The organism is Paenibacillus sp. FSL M7-1414 (assembly GCF_038003195.1).
GTDB lineage: Bacteria > Bacillota > Bacilli > Paenibacillales > Paenibacillaceae > Paenibacillus > Paenibacillus amylolyticus.
Map to the genome: position 1 here is coordinate 3,094,748 of NZ_JBBOOS010000001.1, position 22,305 is coordinate 3,117,052.

General features: G+C 44.2%; 14 protein-coding genes and 1 other annotated feature. Of the genes, 11 read left to right on the top strand and 3 right to left on the bottom strand.

Going from position 1 to position 22,305, the window contains the following annotated elements; translation table 11 throughout:
• Positions 1–144: 144 nt before the first annotated feature.
• Entirely contained in the window at positions 145–990 is an 846-nt protein-coding gene (locus MHH92_RS13535) for a class I SAM-dependent methyltransferase (protein WP_340904238.1), read from the top strand.
• Positions 991–1,181: 191 nt separating this feature from the next.
• Positions 1,182–1,458 (top strand) — a binding site (T-box leader).
• A gap of 169 nt (positions 1,459–1,627) precedes the next feature.
• The gene (asd, locus tag MHH92_RS13540) at positions 1,628–2,713 is read left to right on the top strand and encodes an aspartate-semialdehyde dehydrogenase (RefSeq protein WP_017688716.1); all 1,086 of its coding nucleotides are present in this window, start codon (positions 1,628–1,630) and stop codon (positions 2,711–2,713) included.
• Positions 2,714–2,919: 206 nt separating this feature from the next.
• On the opposite strand, the gene MHH92_RS13545 is transcribed toward asd, so the two are convergent.
• Positions 2,920–3,888 carry a bile acid:sodium symporter family protein gene (locus MHH92_RS13545; RefSeq protein ID WP_340904241.1) on the bottom strand — a complete coding sequence of 323 codons (969 nt, stop codon included), beginning with the start codon at positions 3,886–3,888 and terminating at the stop codon, positions 2,920–2,922.
• 141 nt (positions 3,889–4,029) lie between these two features.
• On the opposite strand from MHH92_RS13545, the gene MHH92_RS13550 reads away from it, so the two are divergent.
• From MHH92_RS13550 to MHH92_RS13570, 5 genes are all read left to right on the top strand, one after another.
• Positions 4,030–4,500, top strand: a complete 471-nt coding sequence (locus MHH92_RS13550) for a DUF6376 family protein (RefSeq protein WP_156946112.1) — start codon at positions 4,030–4,032, stop codon at positions 4,498–4,500.
• A 324-nt stretch (positions 4,501–4,824) separates the two neighbouring features.
• Positions 4,825–5,580, top strand: a complete 756-nt coding sequence (locus tag MHH92_RS13555; RefSeq protein WP_047842788.1) for an SDR family NAD(P)-dependent oxidoreductase — start codon at positions 4,825–4,827, stop codon at positions 5,578–5,580.
• A 486-nt stretch (positions 5,581–6,066) separates the two neighbouring features.
• Positions 6,067–6,864: a sulfite exporter TauE/SafE family protein gene (locus MHH92_RS13560; protein WP_340904247.1), complete on the top strand. Its 798-nt coding sequence runs from the start codon at positions 6,067–6,069 to the stop codon at positions 6,862–6,864.
• Positions 6,865–7,051: 187 nt separating this feature from the next.
• Positions 7,052–9,433, top strand: a complete 2,382-nt coding sequence (locus tag MHH92_RS13565; RefSeq protein ID WP_340904249.1) for a polyprenyl synthetase family protein — start codon at positions 7,052–7,054, stop codon at positions 9,431–9,433.
• 268 nt (positions 9,434–9,701) lie between these two features.
• Entirely contained in the window at positions 9,702–12,329 is a 2,628-nt protein-coding gene (locus MHH92_RS13570; RefSeq protein ID WP_340904252.1) for a PAS domain S-box protein, read from the top strand.
• 79 nt (positions 12,330–12,408) lie between these two features.
• Here MHH92_RS13570 and MHH92_RS13575 read toward each other — a convergent pair whose 3' ends face one another.
• Positions 12,409–14,175, bottom strand: coding sequence for an ABC transporter substrate-binding protein (locus MHH92_RS13575; protein WP_340904256.1), 1,767 nt, complete (start codon positions 14,173–14,175; stop codon positions 12,409–12,411).
• A gap of 327 nt (positions 14,176–14,502) precedes the next feature.
• On the opposite strand from MHH92_RS13575, the gene MHH92_RS13580 reads away from it, so the two are divergent.
• The 3 genes from MHH92_RS13580 (at position 14,503) to MHH92_RS13590 (ending at position 19,853) form a co-directional block, all read left to right on the top strand.
• Positions 14,503–15,738 carry an MDR family MFS transporter gene (locus tag MHH92_RS13580; protein WP_127545778.1) on the top strand — a complete coding sequence of 412 codons (1,236 nt, stop codon included), beginning with the start codon at positions 14,503–14,505 and terminating at the stop codon, positions 15,736–15,738.
• A 603-nt stretch (positions 15,739–16,341) separates the two neighbouring features.
• Positions 16,342–18,087 (top strand): ABC transporter ATP-binding protein, encoded by a 1,746-nt coding sequence (locus MHH92_RS13585; RefSeq protein WP_340904265.1) that lies wholly within the window; start codon positions 16,342–16,344, stop codon positions 18,085–18,087.
• Entirely contained in the window at positions 18,084–19,853 is a 1,770-nt protein-coding gene (locus MHH92_RS13590) for an ABC transporter ATP-binding protein (RefSeq protein ID WP_340904268.1), read from the top strand. Before MHH92_RS13585 ends, MHH92_RS13590 begins: the two co-directional genes overlap by 4 nt.
• A gap of 116 nt (positions 19,854–19,969) precedes the next feature.
• On the opposite strand, the gene cyoE is transcribed toward MHH92_RS13590, so the two are convergent.
• Positions 19,970–20,899 (bottom strand): heme o synthase, encoded by a 930-nt coding sequence (cyoE, locus tag MHH92_RS13595; RefSeq protein WP_036608378.1) that lies wholly within the window; start codon positions 20,897–20,899, stop codon positions 19,970–19,972.
• A 475-nt stretch (positions 20,900–21,374) separates the two neighbouring features.
• Between cyoE and MHH92_RS13600 the strand changes: the two genes are divergently transcribed.
• The gene (locus tag MHH92_RS13600) at positions 21,375–22,295 is read left to right on the top strand and encodes an NAD(P)/FAD-dependent oxidoreductase (RefSeq protein WP_340907676.1); all 921 of its coding nucleotides are present in this window, start codon (positions 21,375–21,377) and stop codon (positions 22,293–22,295) included.
• Positions 22,296–22,305: the final 10 nt, after the last annotated feature.

Consider the following 22,305-nt stretch of genomic DNA (forward strand, 5'->3'; position numbering starts at 1 on the left):
GATATGTAGCAGAGGTTTAGATCTGCTATAGGACGAGTTCTCCTCCGTGCCATGGTTCTGTCATAGACTCTAGTGTTGTACAATTATTCCAGTAACGCTACAATTAGCAAGAAGTTTAGGTTGCTCTTTGAGGAGTGAGGAATCATGAATGAATCTATCATCAGGGACCTTATTAAGTATATGGACGTGGAGGACAACGCCGCCATTCAGTACATTCAGACCGAGCATCGGATGAAACTGGGACTCTTTTGGGGGATAAAGGAAGGCAGCCGGGTTCTGGAAATCGGGTGTGGTCAGGGAGATACAACGGCCGTGCTTGCACATCTGGTGGGGGAGCACGGGTACGTTCATGGTGTAGATATTGCACCGGAGGATTATGGTACACCGCTGACCGTAGGCGAAGCGGCAGCCAAGCTGCGGAGATCTCCACTGGGTGATCGAATTCGAATGGATTATGATTTTGATATTCTGAGTGATCAGACTCAATTCGCCGAGAATGAGTTTGATGTTATCGTACTTTCCCATTGTTCTTGGTACTTGAAATCGTTTGACGAACTCGCCCAGATTCTTAGCAAGGTTAGGACGTGGGGACATCAGTTATGTTTTGCAGAATGGGATGCCCGAGTTACAGATGTGAGCCAGCTCTCACATTGGTTATCCGTTCTGATTCAGTCTCAGGTCGAATGTTACAAGGAGAACAGCTTCTCCAATGTGCGCACGCTTTTTACACCGGAGGACATCCAAGAGATTGTCTCTGTGGCAGGCTGGACGATTAAGGAAGAGACTTCGATCCATTCTCCTGAGCTACAAGACGGTCGCTGGGAAACCGAAATGACACTGGCAGAAGCGCCTGTGGAACTGAAACTGCTTCCGATCCCGGACAAAGTAAAGACACTTCTTCTTTCCGAACTGAAATTACTTAGGACACATCATGCCTCGGGGCCTGGGAGCCCATTGGGAACGTATGCGATGGTTGCCAAAAAGCAGTAAAGAAATAGCTATTTGTAGTATGTTATAATAAAAACGTCTATCGACGTACTATCACAGAAGATTGACCGCATGTAGCTTAAGTTTTTCTTGCGATAATTGAATGGTTCAGCTCCGCTGGAAACATATAAATTCCATGATCTAAAAAAATGTGTTTACTTCATCACAGTAATTTTGATATTATAATCGCAATATCAAATGCGACGAAGAGACGAGTAGATAAAAATCATTCTTTCAAAGAGAGCTCCGGCAGCTGAAAAGGAGTAAAGAACTTTTTATTGAATAAAGACTCAGAGCAGCACATCGGAACTTAGCGTTAAGGGATGGTGTGACAGGAGCTCCTGTTACAGAGCTAGAGTATGAACGGTCTACAGCTTTCAATATGGTTGTAAACCTTTACTTGAAGAGGCGGATATGGTGACATATTGGCGAATCTGGGTGGTACCACGAGAGTTCAATCTCGTCCCTGAGACTATTGTCTTGGGGATGGGATTTTTTGGTTTTTCCGGGGTGTGACTACACGCTTTGGAATTGCCTGAATAGTGTTAATTAGGAAGTCAATTTCATAATACGTTTTTAGTGAGTTATGAAATTGATTTGAAGAGAAGAATCACTTAAACCGAAAGGAAATGATGATTGAATGTCAGCAAAATTGAAAGTTGGTATCGTCGGAGGAACGGGAATGGTGGGTCAGCGTTTTGTGGACCTGCTTGATCAACATCCATGGTTTGAAGTAACAGCTATTTCTGCAAGCGCCAATTCGGCAGGTAAAACATATGAAGAATCCGTACAAGGCAGATGGAAACTCGCAGTTCCTATTCCGGAAGCTGTGAAGAAAATCGTTGTTCAGGATGCTTCCCAAGTTGAGGCTTTTGCCAGCCAGGTTGATTTTATTTTCTGCGCGGTTGATATGAAAAAGAATGAAATTCAAGCGCTCGAAGAAGCTTACGCTAGAACAGGCACACCTGTCGTGTCCAACAACTCAGCTCACCGCTGGACAGCAGATGTACCAATGGTAATCCCTGAGATTAACCCGGGACATCTGGATGTTATTGAAGCTCAACGCAAACGTTTGGGCACAAAAACCGGATTCATTGCTGTAAAACCAAACTGCTCGATTCAGAGCTATGTGCCTGCACTGCACGCCTTGCGTGAGTTCAACCCGACTCAGGTTGTTGCTTCCACGTATCAAGCAATCTCCGGAGCAGGTAAAAACTTTACGGACTGGCCTGATATGCTTGATAATGTCATTCCATACATCGGTGGCGAAGAAGAGAAGAGTGAGCAGGAACCACTGCGGATCTGGGGTAGCATCGAAAATAATGAGATCGTCAAAGCATCGGCTCCATTAATTACAACACAATGTATTCGTGTACCGGTAACGGATGGACATCTGGCTACTGTGTTTGTAAACTTCGAGAAAAAACCAAGTAAAGACGAAATTTTGGAGCGTTGGTTGCAGTTCAAAGGTCGTCCGCAGGAACTGGCTCTGCCAAGTGCACCAAAACAGTTCATTACGTATTTTGAAGAAGAGAACAGACCACAGACAAAACTGGATCGTGACATCGAACGCGGAATGGGTGTCTCCACAGGTCGACTGCGCGAAGATTCACTTTATGACTACAAATTCGTTGGATTGTCCCACAACACGCTCCGTGGAGCGGCAGGTGGTGCGGTTCTGATCGCAGAACTGCTTAAAGCCGAAGGATATATTCAACCGAAATAAGCATAAAGGCATCATGAGCAACAGATTTCTGAAAAATGATTAGATAAAAACCATCACTCGTTGATGGTTTTTTCTATTGTGGGCGAGGATCGGATAATGGGTAGCATTAGTTTAAAGAGACTACTGCAGAGATATTACAGTAGAGGGTTATAGTGACGAAAAACGCCGACAATCATGTCGGCGTTTTTTAATCATCCAATATTTTGTTAGGCCGCGGATGTCTTATCCGACTTTTGCAGAAGCTGAGAGCGACGACCGAGCAGATAACCTGTCAGGGAAGCGAGCATCTGTTGGAATACCATGCCAAGCACGACGGGGACAGCAACAGGTGGCGGAAAATAAGAAACAGCCAGTACTGCACCTGCGCTGATATTACGCATCCCTCCATTGAACACCAGAGCGACCTGATCGGCCTCGTTCCAGCCCAGCAATCGGGCGATGAAGTAACTTAGTGCATAACCGAATGATGCCAGGAAAATGATGATGACCGCAAGACCAGCCAACTTCCAGTTGAAATCAGCCAAGTAGGGAGCAACGACAGATCCGTTAATCGCAACGACTGATGCCATGAACAATTTGGACAACGGACTCAACCTTGGTCCCCAGACCGGGACAATGGCGCCTTTGGTCCACTCATTCAGCAGCATACCGAGCAGGGATGGTACAACAATCATCCAGAACAGACTGCTCATCATGGCTGCTGTGTCCAGTGTAACACTGGTGCCGATTAACAGGGACAACACCCCGGGCACTACGAAAGGAGCAAGCATGGTATCAATCAGGATGATGGATAGCGTAAGTGCGATATTGCCCCGATAGATACTAACCCAGATGAAGCTGCTTATTCCTGTCGGAATCACGGCTGCCAGAACAAGGCCCGTTATGGTGTACGCATCTGTAGGGAAAACCAGATGACCCATACCGAGAGCAATTAGAGGCATCGCCAAATGCAAAATAAACAGACATACAAACAGGGGGAACGGCTTTTTCAGCACGTTCACAAAATCCCGTATCCCAAGACTGATACTTCCAGCGAACGTCATGAACGCAAAAAGCCAAGGGGATAAAAAGGTATAAGAAGAAAGAAAACTCCCGCATAACACGCCAATAATAATACTGATTGGGGTAATCAGTGGCATGATGCGGTTCAAGCGTTGGTTCAAGGCTTGAAGCATAATCATGACATCCCTTTACCGTGTGATTTTACTATTATACATCTTAATAACATTGGCTGCAGACCCATTTGCAATGAAGCAGTCTGAACAGGTATCATGGACTTGGAACAAGGATTCCGATTAGGAGAAGGGGAGATGATCATGTTCATAAGAAAAAGAAAGCACACATTAATGATGACAGGCCTTATTGCATCAAGTATTCTGCTGATTTCAGCCTGTTCTGTCGTGGAACAAGCTAATCAAAGTTTAAATTATGTGAGTGGGGCTACTGATTATATAGAACAGGTATCAAACGCCGGAGCTGATCTGCAAGAGCTTGCATCGGGTGCGGTGAATAATCCGGAGGTTACAACGCAGATTCAGGAGAAAATCGATCTGATCCAAGCAGAGGCAAGCGAATTTTCTCAGTTGACTGCTCCTGCAATAGGAGAGAGCATTCATGAGAATCTGGTTAGTTACAATACTCAATTAACAGAAGTTGTGGACAATTTCGAGAATACAATTGCAGAGCAAGGTTTTACGGCAGAGAATTGGGAGAAGACAGGCATTCCTGAACTGATCACCAACATCAATAATTTGAAAGATCCGCTTAGCGGACTTCAGGGTGAATAAATTGAATTGATCTTACCACATTAAGACAATCCAGTTTGGAATCGAATACTTGAGAAGGGCGAGATATCGGAATGATTGAATTACCGTTATGCTCGCTTTTTTATTTTCCCAAAACTCATGCATATTTAATATCACAGGAGCTAGACTATATCATGTAAATAGGAGATGTATATGACATTTATCTCTTATTTATGTGAAGATGATCTATGGTTTGACAAGGTTGGGACAGAGGCGTATGATAAGTATATAAGTTAATAAAATATAGTTACTTACTATAAGTATTGAACTGCCCTTAAATATATTTTGCCAAAGGAGAGCTGAGTCATGACTCAACACAATGGAAAAGTAATCATTATTACAGGCGGAGCCAGTGGTATTGGTAAAGAAACAGCACTTCAACTTTCGGATCAAGGTGCGACTATTGTTGTCGCTGACTATAATGAAGACGGAGCGAAGAAGCTTGCGGCAGAGATTGAAGCAGCAGGCGGAACAGCGGGCGCGTACAAAGTGGATGTATCCAAAGGGGACGAGATCAAAGCCTTGATCGACTGGACCGTAGAGCAATATGGTACGTTAAGCGGTATTTTCAATAACGCAGGCATTGGACTTGTGAAGCCATTTCTGGAGATGGACCCGGAATCCTATCACAGAGTTATTGATGTAGATCAGCACAGTGTATACTACGGTATGTATTATGGCGCGAAAAAAATGGTTGAATTAAATGTACAAGGTACTATTGTAAATACAGCTTCGATCTATGGAAGCGTTGCTGCAGTAGGTAGCTTCAACTACAACGCAGCCAAGGCTGCTGTTGTTATGATGTCCAAATCCGGTGCATTGGAACTTGCTGAGCATGGAATTCGTGTAGTTGGTGTAGCACCTGGCTTTATCGAAACACCGATTCTGGGTGATGACCAAGCCATGAAGGATGCGCTTGCTACTCAACATATGCGTGGAGAACTCATTCAACCAGAGAAAGTAGCCAGTGTGGTTACATTCCTGTTCAGTGATGCAGCAAGCGCAGTGAACGGGACAACCGTAGCCGTAGATGATGGATTCCTCAGCTTCAAAACCAAATAAGTTCCCTTTTATAATTAAGGCAACTTATATCAAAAAACAGAAAAAAACGGTGCAGAACGATTTATTCGTTTTGCACCGTTTTTGTATTTTCATTATAAAGTAATCATGGCATATGAGATGGAAATAAGTTTGTCGAATCATCCCGAAATTTCAGAGATCGTGATACAATTAACAAGGCTATAGCTTTTTATCATTTTGTGGTGTCATATACAATTCGAACGCCAAGAGAGCCATAACTCTCTTCTTTGTAATGACATTGAGAACAAGTTTTCGTCGAACATAACGCATCGTTATGAACTTGTAATTTTTCGTTGCACTGTGGACATTTATTTTCAAAAAGAGTCTTCAACACGTTAAACATGCTTAATCACTCATTTCGGATTAATTTACTTGGTTTTTATTATAACGGATAATATTCGCTGTGTATAGCACTTTTGAGTGATATCGAAATGAGATTTATATTGCACGAAAGGAAGCGCATAACCGATGGATCTTCTGCTTTTTGTCATCATGTTTATACTGGGTCTGGTCGGTTCATTCTTCTCCGGTTTGTTGGGTATTGGTGGGGCCATTATCAATTATCCGCTACTGTTATATGTTCCATCCTGGGTGGGATTGGAGCCGTTCTCAGCACATCAGGTATCGTCGATTAGTATGTTTCAAGTGTTTTTCGCTTCACTTGCTGGTGTGATTGCATTCCGCAGAAAAGTAAAAACGGGTAGAAGTGGTGGGGCGATCGTTCACCGAGGTTTGGTGCTATACATGGGCTCCAGCATTCTTGCTGGCAGTCTGATCGGCGGGTTCATATCCGGTCATCTGGACGGAAGGGTTATTAATCTGATCTATGGCATTCTGGCGATCATGGCGATTGTGCTTATGCTGATTCCCGGAAAGGGAAAGCTTGATACCTCTGCTCCACTGGTGTTTAACCGGTGGATTGCAGCAGGCACTGCTTTTGCAGTAGGCATTGTATCAGGAATTGTTGGTGCGGGTGGTGCCTTTATCCTTATTCCTATCATGCTGACGATTCTCAACATCCCCGTACGAACGACGATTGCTTCTTCACTGGCGATTGTATTTATCTCCGCAATTGGCGGCGTTATAGGTAAAATTACGGGTGGAGACATTCCGATGGAACCCATTATCTATACGGTGATCGGCAGTCTGCTCGGGGCATCCCTTGGTTCACGGGTTAGTTCGATGATTAATGTGAGGGTACTTCGATATGCATTAATCGTACTTATCGCCATCACAGCGGTCAAAGTCTGGTCATCCATTCTGTAAAATCACGTATATGGGAATGAACAATGACGATTTCGTAACCAAACGGTTGGATCGCCGTATAAAGGTTATGAACATGAGCTGAAGCGTTGGATACACGATCAAATGAGTTCAGTTTTCGTCCATGGCGCACCTCATCTCCTTTCATGGATACATGTTTAACATTAATAGAATTTGAGGTATCCACCCTATGAATAACGTACTTACAGAACAGGCTGATGCAGGATATCGGCTAGCTGAGCAGAAAGCATCTCAGTATTTTACTTCTCTTAGGCAGCAACTTATGGATAATACGTATACAACAGCACTTACCCAAGATATTCATGTATGGCAAAAGAAACATATTCATCGTTTTGCCTGGCTTTCTCTTTTATCACCTAGCAAAAGAAAACCGGATCCTCGGGATGTTCATAGATATATCCACTGGCTGAATACGACAGGAAAGCTGGATGATTACCTGGATCGGAGTATCTCCTATATTTATATGCGGGATCTGGGGCAAGCCCTTGATTCTCCGGGCACGCAGGCCCGAATTCAGAACGTTGTCCAGAATACTAAAAAATACTTTATGGGCTCAGCTACTGGGCGAAAAGGACAGCCTGATTATATCAGTCTGGCTGCGTTGTACCGGTGGGGACAGAAGGAGCACATTGAAACGGCTGTCATCTGGGTGATGAACAAATTAAAGAATGTAGCATCCAACATCCCGAAGGAGCTGGATGCAGAGCAGGCGCAACGGAAGCTCATCAAGATCATTCTTGGCGTGGTCCTTCATGTGGACGATGAGATGAATGAGCAGACACCACCTGAAGAACGTGCCCGGAGATTTGATGCGGCGATCCGACTTGGTTATTCGTACGGTTTGACGTATCCATTTGTGGATGATCTGCTGGATTCTCAAGCTTTGACTGTTCAGGAAAAAGAACAATATTCCCTGATGATACGCGATGCACTTCTTACCGGGGTCGTACCTGATCTGGGAGATTGGAAAGGCAGCAATCTTGAAGTAATTGAATATGTACATTCCGAGCTTCGGGAAGCATTTGAGTACATCAAGAACTACCAGCATCCAGAGAAACAGCGCACGTTTTTAGAGCAATCCTATGTGTTCTTTCAGTCTCAGGAGATCGATCGCAACAAGAAATTAGCCAATGCGAATTATAGCAATGAAGAACTGTACATTCCGATTATTATCAAATCTTCTTCTTCCCGATTAATCGTCCGGTCTGTTCTCAGTGCGCCAGTGGATGAAGGATTTGATCTACGGACGTTCTATTACGGAATATATAATCAGTTGGCCGATGATTTTGCCGATATGTTTGACGATATGGAAGAAGGGGCAGTAACTCCGTATACGTACTATTTAAAGTATCGAGATTTGCGTCCCGACTTGATCAATCCATATGAATTGTATTGGGCAGTCATCTCTCATCTAATCCATGATGTATACAACTCGGATGCCAAGACCCCTGAGGTCATACTGGATCGTGCCATTAACGGTCTGAAGCGCTGTAAAGAACGGTTGGGGCGGCAGAAATATGATGAAGTGATGACGATCTTTGCCTCTGGGCAGCCTGAATTCAATCAACTGGTTCAACAGATGGTGCGAAAAGCAGATGACGTTGATTTCCTTGATAAATTGTTACGGGATCAGGTTGTGCTTCAATTGAAAAATGACAAGCAGGAGAAAGAGGAGTTCAAACAGACCATTCGAACGGTTCGCGAACAGATTAATGTGGAGTTGCAGATTGCGAAGCCCGGTGGCCTTCATGAGATGAAAGAAACGCTGATCGATGCGGCCAATTACAGTTTGCAGGGAGACGGAAAAAGGCTACGTCCAATATTAACTTGGGTTATGGGCGTGCGCGAGTATGGTCTTCATGAATCATCCATCGTTCCGCTGCTAAGATCATTGGAGTACATGCATACGGCTTCCCTGATCTTTGATGATCTGCCTACGCAGGATAATGCTTCGACAAGACGTGGACGTTCAACGCTGCACCATGTGCACAATAGTGCCACAGCAGAGCTAACCGGTCTATTTCTTATCCAGAAGGCGATTGGGGAGCAATCCTCATTGGATCGTTTTGATGCGGCGACCGTGCTCAGACTCATCCAGTATTCTGCTGAAAAAGCAGAGGATATGTGTATGGGGCAGGCCATGGATCTGAATTCCAAGGGCAAGGCATTGACGCTGGATCAGTTGAACATGATCTGTTTTTACAAAACTGGCATTGCCTTCGAAGCTGCCCTGGTCATGCCAGCGATACTTGCCCAAGTGAAGGAACCGGAGATGGCTGCGCTGAAAAAGTTCGCTTATCATGCGGGGATCGCCTTCCAGATCAAGGACGACTTGCTGGATTTCGAGGGGAATCACCTCATTCTTGGGAAACCTGCAGGTCAGGATGAGCGGAACAACAATTCAACCTTTGTGTCTATTCTGGGTGATGAAGGCGCGAAGAAAGCGATGTGGGAGCATTATTGTCTTGCCACAGATGCATTGAACGAGATGCCGAAACCTATTCCATTTTTGAGACATTTATTGGATTATCTTATTGGTCGCGAGCGCTAACCCATTTTTCTAATGATTCCGTGTTGCATATGACTCATAATGATATATAATGACAAAGTTCGGGATTCCATGTGGATGGATTCCGGGCCTTGTTTGGTTTAAAGACACAAATCTCTTAAAAAGATTTGTTTCAACGGTTGAAATTCTGGGTATTAAGCAGGTACTGTTGTTTTAAAACTGACTAATTTTTATAGAACATCTTATATCAGTAAAAATTTTAGATTTCGACAAAATTTACATGGAGTCTATGCCAAAAGGAGAACTTACAATGCAGGTTCAAAAGGTCGATCATCATGAATTGTTCGAGCAGATCTATAACCAAGCGCCTATTGGGATTGCACTCGTTGCTCCAACAGGGCAATGGATGAAAGTGAATCCTGCTTTTTGCTGTATGCTAGGTTATACAAGTGATGAATTAATGGATCTCACGTATCAGGATATTACACATCCGGATGATTTCTCACAAGATATGATCTGTAGTTATGAGCTATTTGAAGGTAAATCAAAAGAAAATCAATACGAAAAACGTTACATTAATAAAAATGATGACATCTTATGGTGTTCAATACATGTTTCCTTGGTTCGAAACGAAATTACGGATGAACCTCTTTATTCCGTTTGCCATATTGTTGATATTTCCAATCGTAAACTGTCTGAACAAAAACTTCTCCATCGTGAAGAAATGTTTAAACTTATTACGGATCATGCTCAGGAGATCATCTATATTGCCGATTCAGAGGGAGTTTGTCGGTTCTGCTCACCGTCAGTCCAACAAATATTAGGTTATTCCCCGGAAGAAGTCATTGGCCAAAACAATAATTCTTCCTTTCACCCACAAGATCTGGAACGGATCTCACAGATGGATTTGACTAAAGGTAATCTGTTGAATATTAGAGTCCGCCATAAAGACGGGCATTATCTTTGGTTTGAAACCACATACAAGGTCTTTGGTGATGCGGAGCATGAACAGCAGATTTTTACAATTGGACGAGATATATCAGAGCGAAAAAAACAAAAGGATATCAGTGCAGAGGCTGAACGTATCGCCTTGATTGGTAGTTGGGAATGGGATATGGTCTTAGACCATATTACATTTTCAGATCAGATCTTTGAGATTTTTGAACTTGAACGCACCTGCAAACCATATCGGATAAGTGATGTTTTTGATGTTATGGATGCCGAAGATATAACCTCTTTACAAAAACATATTGCAGGGGTAAAACAGGGTGAACCGCTCGATTTTGAATACAAACACATCAGCTCTGATGGGAATGAGAAGTATCTTCACTTGCGTGGATTAATTACGCTTGATGAGCATGGTCAGCCAGTTCAGCTGAACGGAACACTACAGGATATCACTGAACGCAAACGCATCGAATTTAAATTGCAGGAATCTGTGGAGCGATACACTTCGCTTAAGAAATACAATCATGACGCCATTATCTCGTTTAACATGGATGGTAATATTATGAATGCAAATCCAGTAGCGGTGAAAATGACGGGTTGTCCCGTGGCTGAAATGATCGGTACAAGTATAAGCAGATTTATCGGAGCCAGTAATCTGGGTCTGATTCTGGGCAGTGATTATGAGATGGCTGAAAAGGAGATCAACGCTGTTCGGCACACGGATGGATCTGAGACAGAAGTCTTGGCTACGCTTGCTCCAATCATTATTAATACATCCAATGTCGGGTTTTACCTGATTGCGAAGGATATTACGGAGCAGAAAAAACTGCTGGTAGCCAAAGAGACAGCGGAGAGAATGAATAAGGCCAAAAGTGAATTTTTGGCGATGATGAGTCATGAAATCCGCACACCTATGAACGGTGTAATTGGGATGACGGATTTGCTTTTGGATACTCCTGGACTTAGCGGGGAACAAAAGGAATATATCGAAATCATCCAGAAGAGTGGAGATTCCTTGCTGGCCATCATTAATGATATTCTTGATTTTTCCAAAATCGAATCAGGCAAAACCGATCTGGTAGAAGATCCTTTTGATCTCGTAGAGATCGTGACCGAGACGGTGCAAATCGTAAAACCGCTGGCTCGTGAAAAGAAGCTGGATGTTCGCATGTGCGTAGAAGATGTCATTCCAACTCCGGTGTATGGTGATGCTTATCGTCTTAAACAGGTACTTACCAATATCATCGGCAACGCGGTCAAATTCACTTCAGAAGGCGGCGTAGAAGTTAAAGTGGGAGTTAAGGAGCAGTACGGGAATAACGTGCAGCTTTATTTTCAGGTAAAAGATTCGGGCATTGGCATTCCGGCTGAGAGGAAACAACAGTTATTTGAACCTTTCTACCAACTGGAGAATTTTATGACCCGCAAACCTCAAGGTACCGGTCTTGGCCTTGCCATTAGCAAGAAACTGGTGGAGCTTATGCAGGGTGAGATCTGGATCGAGGAGTCGGATGAACCGGGTACAATATTTATATTCACCGCCCAATTTAAATTAAATAACGGTGAAGAGAGCAACAGGTTGGATCAACAGCAGAAGAAGAGCAGAACATCAGCCTTGCGGATTTTAATTGCAGAAGACAATGAGGTGAATCAACTCGTCCTTAGCAGAATCGTTGAGAAAAAAGGGCATTTCGTGGATCATGTGGCGGACGGTGTTGAGGCAGTCGAGGCGGTCAAACACACTTCATATGATATTGTCTTCATGGATGTGCATATGCCAAGGCTTAATGGATTCGAAGCGACAAAAGCGATTAAAAATGCTTTGCACCCCGAGAGTTGCCCATTCATTATTGCGGTAACTGCAAATGCCGTAAGAGGAGACATGGAAAACTGCTTGAAGGCAGGCATGGATGCGTATGTCAGCAAACCGATCAAAATTGAGTCCATTATGCAAGCATTGGAGAGCTATTACATCAAAAATAATCTCTGAACGCGTTACAAATGGATTCATGAGTAAAAAGCTGCTAGCTTATCATAAATAGGCTAGCAGCTTTTTTATGCACAAATCTCTAAGGATTTTTGATCCACAATTTGGAGATGTCCAGATAACCGAATTCTGCGATCTGCATGCCGAAGATGCTCTGATCCAGTTCAGCCTGCTTGTTCATGTGACAGCCATGCAATATCCAGCAGTGATCACGTAGCAAGGCTTCAGCTTCATCCAGGAGCGCAGTACGTTCTGCCCGATGAAGCGTTGCAAAATGATCCAGTTTGTCATCCAATAGAGACTGGAATGCAGGAGACATACACATATGAAAATGGTTGGACAGGTTTTTGAAAAAATGAATCATGCCGTACTGCCAATCTTCCTCCAGTATCTCTTCAGCGAGGATCAATTGCGCGTTCATGGTCTCCTCTGAGTTGAAGTAATCCACAACGGCCTGCATGCTGATGTTCAGACCAATGTACGCTGCACGACGTTGGAACCACTCCGCAACGTCTGCATCCTTATTATGCTTATACGATAATGTTACCGTCTCACCCTGGTACCCACAGTTATGCAGTAAATCACGAGCATGTTCAAGAGAAGCAACGGTCCAGTCTTGGGCTGCACTTCTCCAAGGAAGGAAGCTGCTGGCCGGTGTGATCCGATTCCCACCGAGATCTCGGACAAGCGCGACCGAATCATAGACGATACGCAGGGCTTGGCGAAATAGGGGATTTTGATGGATGCCTTCCTTGTGAAAATTGAACAGCATATACTGACAACCCAGCGCCGGATAATTGATACTGTTCGTCTGATCACAGCCTGTTGCGAGACTCAATCGATCTGTACCCGGTAGCTCATAATAGCGATCATTCGGACTCAGGTCAGGCACAAACCAGAAATGGACTTGATCCAGATGTGGCCGGATGCCGTAGTACGCATCAAAAGCGGTAAGCTCCAGCACATCTGCATTCAGCTCAGAGATCTGAAAAGGACCGGTACCTATCAATGTATTGGCTACATTGTAATCGTAGGGCAGGATTGTCATCCGAATACAACTGAACAGATGCAAGAAAAACCGATTAGGACGATGTAGAACAAACTTGATGCAGTAATCGCCAGCTACTTCCGCTCGTTCAATATCCCGATACAACCAGATGGACGGACTATGCACATCAACCAATCGTTGCAACGTCGCTTGGACATCCCGGGATGTCATGACACGGCCGTTGTGGAAACGTACACCTTTGCGAAGATAGAAGGTCCATAAGCGATGGTCCTCGCTACACTCCCACATGTGCGCCAGTGCTGGCAGGAATGATTCCGTCTTGGCATCATAAGTGATCAATGTATTACAGACCTGGCTTAGCAGGTAGGTTTCAAATGCAGTATAAACAAAGGCTGGGTCCAAATCACCTAACTGGCGTGACCTCATGATGCGCAGGATATCCTGACCAGAGGCAGTTTCATCATGACTGTGAAATCCCATCTGTTGATGGAGGGATAGCATGAGCTGTTCTCGCAATGTATCATCCACCTGAACAGTTCCGATGAGTTCAATAGCATCTTTCATTTTGCCTTTAGCCAGAAGTTCGGTAAAACTCACTTCCAACGCTTCATTCATGCTACGCAGCATCGTTAACTCCGAATGATGTCCACGCCCACGCCCAGGCTGCCAATGGATAAAGCCTTGTTCCTCCAATTTTCTGAGAATGAATTTCACATTACGAGGGGTGCAGCACAAGGCAGCGGACAGGCTATCAATCGTTACCGCTACAGGTTCATGAAGTTTGAATGAAAGTTGTTCAGCGCCGGCGAGCATTATAAAGTGTGTATGTAGGGTATCCATGGTCATGACTCCTCTATTAAAGGTGAAAAGTGTGATCATATATTTACACTTTTATTTCCCCCTTTTATCCTTACAATTATACATTAGAAGAGGTAGTTCAAAAAGTCCGCTTTTGATTACGAAAGATGCCTAAAGGCATCATCAGCATCGAATATGGAATTCAGCCGAAATGTCCGTTGCTCACGTAGTTTTCCCTACGCTCCGCTACTCCATTTCTAGCTTCATCCCATCTTCTCGGTACTGAAAACCGAACTTTTTGAACACGTATTAGAAGAGTACTTCAAAAAGTCCGCATTGAAGCACTTAGAAAGAATAGGAGAAGTTCGCATGAAGCAATATTTAAGGCAAATTCACCCCTTGGCATGGACGATCATTATCGGAACCATGTTTGGACGTCTTGTGACGTCCATGAGTATCCCTTTTCTATCCATCTATCTGACACGTGTGTTAGATGCTACACCGACCCAGACCGGTATTACTGTGGCCGTTAGCTCGCTGGCAGGTGTTATGGTCAGCTTTTATGGAGGTTATATTTCGGACCGGATCGGTCGCAAAATCGTGATGTTAATCTCGGTATTTAGCTGGGCAGGTGTGTTTTTTATCTTTTCAGCAGCAGAGCATCTATGGGTGTTCTTTGTTGCCAATACGTTAAACGGATTATGCCGCGCAGTATTTGAGCCCACCTCCAGAGCGCTGTTATCGGATATTACTTCTCCGGAGAACAAATTGCTGGTGTTCAACCTCAGATATGCTGCAGTTAATCTTGGTGTGGTCTTTGGGCCAATTATCGGATTTCAGCTGGGATCATCTGAATCAACGTTCCCATTTGTGATTTCCGGATTGATATACATAGCCTATGGACTTGTATTATTTCTGCAATTCAAGCTACAGCATGCCAATCTGCCAGAGCGTCATCAGGCAACCGCACCACGTTTGCGTGAAGCACTCATAACCACCGGTCGCGACCGGGTGTTTCTGCCAGTATTAATCGGTACCACATTTTGTGTTCTGGGTTACGGGCACTTTAGTTCTACGTTGGCACAGTACTTGGCGAGGAGCCCGATCTTTGAAAATGGAAGTCAGATGTTCTCGTACATGCTTTCCCTGAATGCCGTGACGGTACTGATTATTCAGTATCCGCTTGTGCGAACCTTCCGAAACTTTCCACCGCTTGTTCCTCTGATTGTGGGTAACCTGCTGGTTGCAACCAGTCTTATGATGGTTGGAATCGCTGAAGGTGTACTCATGATGATGATGAGTGTCATACTATTTACCATTGGGGAAGTGTTGTTGTTCACCATGATGGATATGCTCATTGACCGGATTGCAAAGCCGGAATGGAAAGGGACGTATTTCGGTACCATCGGCTTCAATAATATCGGTAGTGTCATTGCTCCTGTCATGGGAGGGGTGTTGCTAAGTCAATTTGGAGCGGAGAATGGGCTCGCTGTTTTTCTACCGATTGCACTGACGACTGCCCTGGGAGTACCTTTTCTTCTGATAGCACACAGACGTCTTGTTGTTAGAGAAAAACAAACAGAGCCTACATCATTAAGTATGTAGCGAGAATTGAAAAGTTTAATGGCATGAATTAAATAACAATTCAGTTAAAATTATCTTGACGGATGTTAGTCCAGCGAATACAATAAACAACAAATATGTGAAACGGGTGGGATGATGATTATGTTTATGCCTATACAGATTTCGAATCGATAACTGAATACGCATGAGCATAGTGACATTAATCCAATTTTTTTGCAATGATCGCGTTGGGACAGTCATGTTTGTGCACCTCTGTCGTGGACGCTCATCATTATTGCGATGCAGAGGAGATACGGGAAATGCTTTGCATTTCATTCGATCTCTTTTGGCTACAAGCTGTAGATGAACATTAGTTCATCTATGGCTTTTTTGCATGCATTCCACCCGATTTGTTCACATGGAAAGGATCGTTTGGAGCGTTATTTTATAAAAAACTAACTTGTTAAAAAGGAGAATGTACAATGGTCAACATGCGTTCTACATATCAATTATGGGCGGGAAATCCCGATTTTAATGTCATTATGTATGACTCATCCTAGTGATCGCAAATTTGCTGTTGTTAAGATCATCAACAAATATGAATAGGCAAAAACAATTAAATAAACCGATAAAGAGGTGGGACCTGTGCCCAAAACAGAGAAACGCTCCATGTCTTGGCTGCTGCGCTATCTAAAACCAGTTAAAGGACGGCTGGCCTTACTTTTAATCATGTTGCTCACATCAACGGGGCTTCAGCTTTTGAATCCACAGATTATCAAACGATTTATCGATACAGCAGCAAGTGGGGGAGTCCTCACCAATCTTGTTCAGCTTGCAGGAATATTTCTGGTTGTTGCCGTGTTTAATCAACTCATCACGGTAGCGGTCAGTTATTTGGGGAACGACGTGGCCTGGCGGGCCACGAATCAACTGCGCGGAGATCTGCTGAAGCACTGTCTGCGTCTCGATATGCGGTTTCATAATGTGAAAACACCTGGAGAGATGATTGAACGTGTGGATGGTGACGTAACAAGTATCTCCAATTTTTTCGCGATGTTTATTGTGCAAGTGATCGGGAGTTTTGTACTGCTGGCCGGAATTCTCGGGTTCATGTTCAGTGTTAATGTGCCCATTGCTTTGGTCATGACCGTGTTCACATTATTATCGATCCTGTTCATGGTCTTCATCCGAAATCTGGGCGTGGACTCTTCCAAAAATGAACGGGCAGCAAGTGCCTCTCTGTTCGGATTAATTGAAGAACGCATTGCCGGGATTGAAGATGTGCAAGCGAATGGTCATGTGCCCTATGTGATGAACCGCTTTTACCGCACGATGCGCACGGTATTCCGTAAGGGGAGAAAAGCCTGGCTGCTACGGGTTATTCCGTGGAATACCACAGTAGTTCTGTTCGCTCTGGCGGTCACTGCGGTGCTTTTACTGGGTGTGCATTACTATATGGAAGGTCTAATTAGTATCGGAACATTATTTCTGATCTACCAATATACACAGATGCTGAATGATCCGATTGAGATGCTTGGAGATCAGGTGCAGGAGTTTCAAAAAGCAAAATCCGGCATGCTGCGCTCCAGAGAGCTGTTGTCCATGCATAGTGAGATTGAAGAGGGCACAGAGGAGCAATTGCCGGAAGGACCTCTTGGTCTGGAATTCAGCCAGGTGCATTTCAGTTATAACCAGGATAAACCGGTATTGCAGGACATAACTTTTGCTATTAAACCTGGTGAACGCCTAGGAATCATCGGTCGCACAGGTAGCGGCAAGTCGAGTCTTAGTCGTGTTCTTCTCCGGCTGTACAATCTGGATCGGGGTACGATCCGTGTAGGTGGAACGGATATCACAAAGCTTTCATTACAAGCGCTCTATCGCCGGGTGGGAATGGTGACACAGGATGTGCAGTTGTTTGATGGCACGCTGCGTGACAATCTGACCCTGTTCAATGGGGATGTATCCGATCAGATGATCAAGGAGACGACGGATCGCCTTGGACTTAGCCAATGGATTAATTCACAACCAGAAGGACTTGATACGTATCTGGCTGCAGGTGGAGCTTCATTGTCGGCAGGGGAAGCACAGTTATTTGCCTTAACTCGCGTATTCCTGACCGAACCGAGTCTGGTTATTCTGGATGAGCCGTCGTCACGTCTGGATGCTGCGACCGAAGGTATGCTGCAATCAGCAATTGACCAGTTAATGAAACAATCCACAGGAGTCATCATTGCTCACCGACTGGCTACGCTGGAGAAAGTGGACCGGATTATGGTGCTCGGTGATGGCAAGGTACTGGAATTTGGAGCGAGAGAAGAACTTGCCAGTAACCCGGCATCTCACTATGCCAGACTGCTGATTACAGGCCGAGAGGAGGAATTGGCATGACTGTAGCAGGATTTATAGGCCGTTTGTTTCGATTCAGGCCTTTGTTGTTTATAATCAACGGATTGTTATGGTGTATATTTCACTCCTTACCGCTAGCCATTGGTATTGGAATGCAATGGTTTTTTGATCGCACAACAGCGGGTTCAAACGACTACATGTGGCTTGCTGTGCCGCTAATCTTTATTGCTTTGGTCCGAATGGCACGGGTGGGCACATTTTTTGTAGCCTTCTATGCATGGGTTACGTATCTGTATCATGTTCAGGCGATTTTGCGAACCAACATGCTCGCAGCAATCATGCGCTGGCCTGGGCGTAATCTTCCGGCTTCACCAGGGGAGGCGATGAGTCGCTTTCGGGATGATGTCGATGAAGTCGTCGAGTATGTAGAATCATGGGTAGACTTCTGGGGACGTCTTGTATTTGCTGTTGTGTCTATCGTCATTATGGCGAACATTAATTGGCAGATCACATTGGTTGCCGTGCTGCCGTTGGTGGTCGTTACCTTACTTAACAACCTGTCCGGAAATCGGGCTCGGAAATATGCACAGTTTAATCGAGAATCGACTGGGCGAATTACCAGTTTTATTGCGGAAACGTTTGGAGCAGTGCAAGCCCTGAAACTGGGTCAGGCCGAAGAGAATGTCTCTACACGTTTTAACCAGTTGAATGAAGATCGTCGCCAGGCTGCACTTCGAGACAATCTGTTCAAGCAGTGGATGAGATCGATGAATCAGCATGTTCTAAGTATCTGTACCGGATTGATTCTACTGATGTGTGCAGCTGAGATGAAAGCAGGGAACTTTACCGTAGGTGATTTTGCCTTATTCACCAGTTATCTGGCCAATATCGGATTTAGCATTTCACTGTTTGGTTATATGGTGTTTCAGCATAAAAGGCTCAAGGTATCCTATGATCGTATGCGTAAGCTATTCCGCCCAGGGGAAGAAGACCAGATCATGGATTCAAGGGAAATCTATCTGTACGAAGATCCGCCAGAACTTGTAAGTGAACAGAGAGACCCTAAGGAGAAGTTGCAATCTCTTGAGGTGAATAAGCTGACTTATCAATATCCGAATTCTGCAAATGGCATAGAAGAGATCAGTTTCCGTCTGAAACGTGGACAATTTCTTGTGATTACGGGACGGATTGGATCAGGTAAATCAACGCTTGTACGCACACTTCTTGGGCTGTTACCCAAACAAAAAGGGGACATTCACTGGAATGGAGCGGCTGTTGATCCAGCCACATTCCTGATGCCGCCTAGAGCCGCGTATACCCCGCAAGTGCCAAGACTGTTTAGTGATACGTTGAAAGAAAATATCGTCCAGGGCAAACAGGGTAACACCGAGCAAGCCCTTGAAAAAGCCATTCGTTTGGCTGTGATGGAGAAGGATATCAAACATCTGGATCAGGGGCTTGAGACCCCGGTTGGTCCAAGAGGAGTCATGCTTTCAGGCGGGCAGATTCAGCGCGCGGCCACAGGACGCATGTTATTGACGGAGGCGGACCTGTTTATCTTTGATGACCTGTCGAGTGCACTGGATGTGGAGACAGAACAACAAGTATGGGAAGGGCTGTTCCAAGAGCCGGATGTCACCTGCATCGCAGTTTCTCACCGCAGGGCAGCACTTTCCAAAGCAGATCACATTATCGTGATGAAAGATGGACGCATTGAAGCCGAGGGAAGTTTGGTCGAATTGCTTGCCACCAATGAAGAGATGCAGCTGCTGTGGCAAGGGGAACAAACCCCCGCCAAAGTTGGATAGCTTAAAAAATTTAGAAAAGATAATAAAAAAACAAAAAAGCCTTACAGACGACTCCTTGAAAGAGGACAGTCTGTAAGGCTTTTTATCGTTATAACGAGTGGAAAGATGGAATATTTTTATCTCATCATCTGAGCAATCAAGGAATACGCAATGATGACCAGGAAGATAATAGTGATATGGTTAATGGAGAAGATAAACATCCGTTTGGACCATTTCTCTGTTTCTTTCTTGTCAAAGGTAGCCACACTGAGAATGAGCCAAGCCAAGCTAACCAGAAATGCCACAATAGCGACAAATGGACTCATCGGCCAGAATAAAAAGCTGGAGATCAGTAACAGTACCAGATACACATTTGTCTGAATGTATGTCCGTCTGATGCCTTTAACAACGGGTAGCATGGGAACACCAGCAGCTTTGTATTCGTCAAAACGACGAATCGCAATCCCGTAGAAGTGAGGCATTTGCCATAAGAGCATCGTAACGACCAATGCCCAGATCTCGAAATGACCCAGTTCAGGTGAAATGGCTGCCCAACCGATGAGTGGAGGCACAGCACCCGAAAGACTTCCCACTTCTGTGTTGTAGATCGTTGTACGTTTGGTCCACATCGTGTAAGGGAACACGTAAAGCAACAGACCCAAAATACCAAATACAGCAGCGGATGGGGAAGCGATGTACAACATGATGCCCCCGATGATGGTGATTGCAATACCGAGAATTAGACCCGACTTGGTATCTACGCGTCCCGTAACGGTAGGACGTTTCTTCGTACGTTCCATGATCGCATCAATATCACGATCATACAAGTTGTTAAACACCCCTGCAGCTCCAATAATGAGAGAAGATCCAATAAAGGAAAGGATGATTGGTACAATATTAGCTAAGATTGAAGCATCAAATACATATAAAGCCAAACTTAAACCCGCAAACATGGCGATCAGGTTGGACTTGATGATTCCGATTTTGATCGTATCGAAGAATACTTTCGGAATCGAGCTATACTCCAGGCTGATATTGGTCTGTGAACCATTGTTCAATGTTTTCAAGAACTCACTTCCTATATCTATACTTATATATTATGTCGCTATTATACCATTCAATACACTATGTGATTTAATTAACGTTTTAGTATTTAAAATAATGTCATTTGATTGTGAACAATTTAAAAACAAGGTTGTTTTTAATTGTTAAATAATAATTTCTGTGTTACAGGAGAGAATTTAAAAATCCGGGTATATCCGGGTATAACAGTGATTCAAAGTTTGCTCTGTCATTGTAGTGTAAGTGTAAATAATCTTTTATTCAACTCACACAGGCTGGATTGAAGAAGGGAGTTAAAGATATATGTTGCAAAATGGTTAGGTTTTGTTTATTGTAGATATAAGATATCTTTAATGGTTTTTTTGTTAGAGTGTGTTCTTGTAAATCTCCGATATTACTTTCTTAAGAGAAAGCGGAGGTTATTTTTAAAAATTAATTAGAGATATTAAATGTCTGGAAAGGGTGAATAATATGAGTAATATGGATCAACTCTTGGATGTACTTATTATTGGTGGAGGACCAGCGGGGCTTAATGCAGCTCTAGTACTTGGCAGGGCCCGCAAGAACGTTGTGGTCATTGATGATGAGACACCGCGTAACTGGGTTACAAGGGAGACTCATGGGTTTGTGACAAGAGATGGGGCAAGTCCACGTGAATTCCGGAAAGCTGCCAAAGAACAGATTGCAACGTATCCCTCAGTTCAATTTGCTTCCGATACGGCAACAGCGATAACAGGCCGCGATGGTGATTTTGTAGTTAAGACTACTCAGGGGGCAAGTTATCGCACGAAAAAGATTTTGTTTGCGGTAGGCAAGAAAGACCTTCCCTTGGATATTAACGGATTAACAGAAGTTTACGGTAAAAGTGCGTTTGTGTGTCCGTATTGTGATGGATGGGAGTTAAGAGACCAAGCGCTGGTCATCATCGTTAGCGGAGTTAACGCATTACATATGGCAAAAGTCATATCCGGCTGGACAGAACGTTATACGATCTGTACGAATGGATCAGATTCCTTAACCGATGAGCACCGTGAAGAGCTGAAGCAGCATCATGTTACTGTATTTGATGCACCGATTCAATCCATTAACTCTGAAGAAGGGATGGTACAGCAAGTTGTACTAAATGACGGTACAGCGATTCCTTGCACAGGAGTTTTCTTTCAACCGAAACTGTTTACCGGATCAGAACTGCCAAAGGCCATCGGTTGTGAAATTACAGAATCAGGAACGGTTATCGTTGATGCTTCAGGCAAAACATCCGTAGCGGGTATATACAGTGCTGGTGATGCAGCATCCGAGATATATCAGGCAATCACGGCTGCGTCTCTGGGGGCGTTGTCTGCGGTAAGCATTAATAATGAATTGAATTTCGAGAACTGGGATGGGCCAAGTCATCATTAGAATAAATTAA

Excerpts from the sequence above, each read along its gene's own strand:
- MHH92_RS13535 (WP_340904238.1), top strand. The coding sequence starts at position 145 with ATGAATGAATCTATCATCAGGGACCTTATTAAGTATATGGACGTGGAG.
- asd (WP_017688716.1), top strand. The coding sequence starts at position 1,628 with ATGTCAGCAAAATTGAAAGTTGGTATCGTCGGAGGAACGGGAATGGTG.
- MHH92_RS13545 (WP_340904241.1), bottom strand. The coding sequence starts at position 3,888 with ATGCTTCAAGCCTTGAACCAACGCTTGAACCGCATCATGCCACTGATT.
- MHH92_RS13550 (WP_156946112.1), top strand. The coding sequence starts at position 4,030 with ATGTTCATAAGAAAAAGAAAGCACACATTAATGATGACAGGCCTTATT.
- MHH92_RS13555 (WP_047842788.1), top strand. The coding sequence starts at position 4,825 with ATGACTCAACACAATGGAAAAGTAATCATTATTACAGGCGGAGCCAGT.
- MHH92_RS13560 (WP_340904247.1), top strand. The coding sequence starts at position 6,067 with ATGGATCTTCTGCTTTTTGTCATCATGTTTATACTGGGTCTGGTCGGT.
- MHH92_RS13565 (WP_340904249.1), top strand. The coding sequence starts at position 7,052 with ATGAATAACGTACTTACAGAACAGGCTGATGCAGGATATCGGCTAGCT.
- MHH92_RS13570 (WP_340904252.1), top strand. The coding sequence starts at position 9,702 with ATGCAGGTTCAAAAGGTCGATCATCATGAATTGTTCGAGCAGATCTAT.
- MHH92_RS13575 (WP_340904256.1), bottom strand. The coding sequence starts at position 14,175 with ATGGATACCCTACATACACACTTTATAATGCTCGCCGGCGCTGAACAA.
- MHH92_RS13580 (WP_127545778.1), top strand. The coding sequence starts at position 14,503 with ATGAAGCAATATTTAAGGCAAATTCACCCCTTGGCATGGACGATCATT.
- MHH92_RS13590 (WP_340904268.1), top strand. The coding sequence starts at position 18,084 with ATGACTGTAGCAGGATTTATAGGCCGTTTGTTTCGATTCAGGCCTTTG.
- MHH92_RS13600 (WP_340907676.1), top strand. The coding sequence starts at position 21,375 with ATGGATCAACTCTTGGATGTACTTATTATTGGTGGAGGACCAGCGGGG.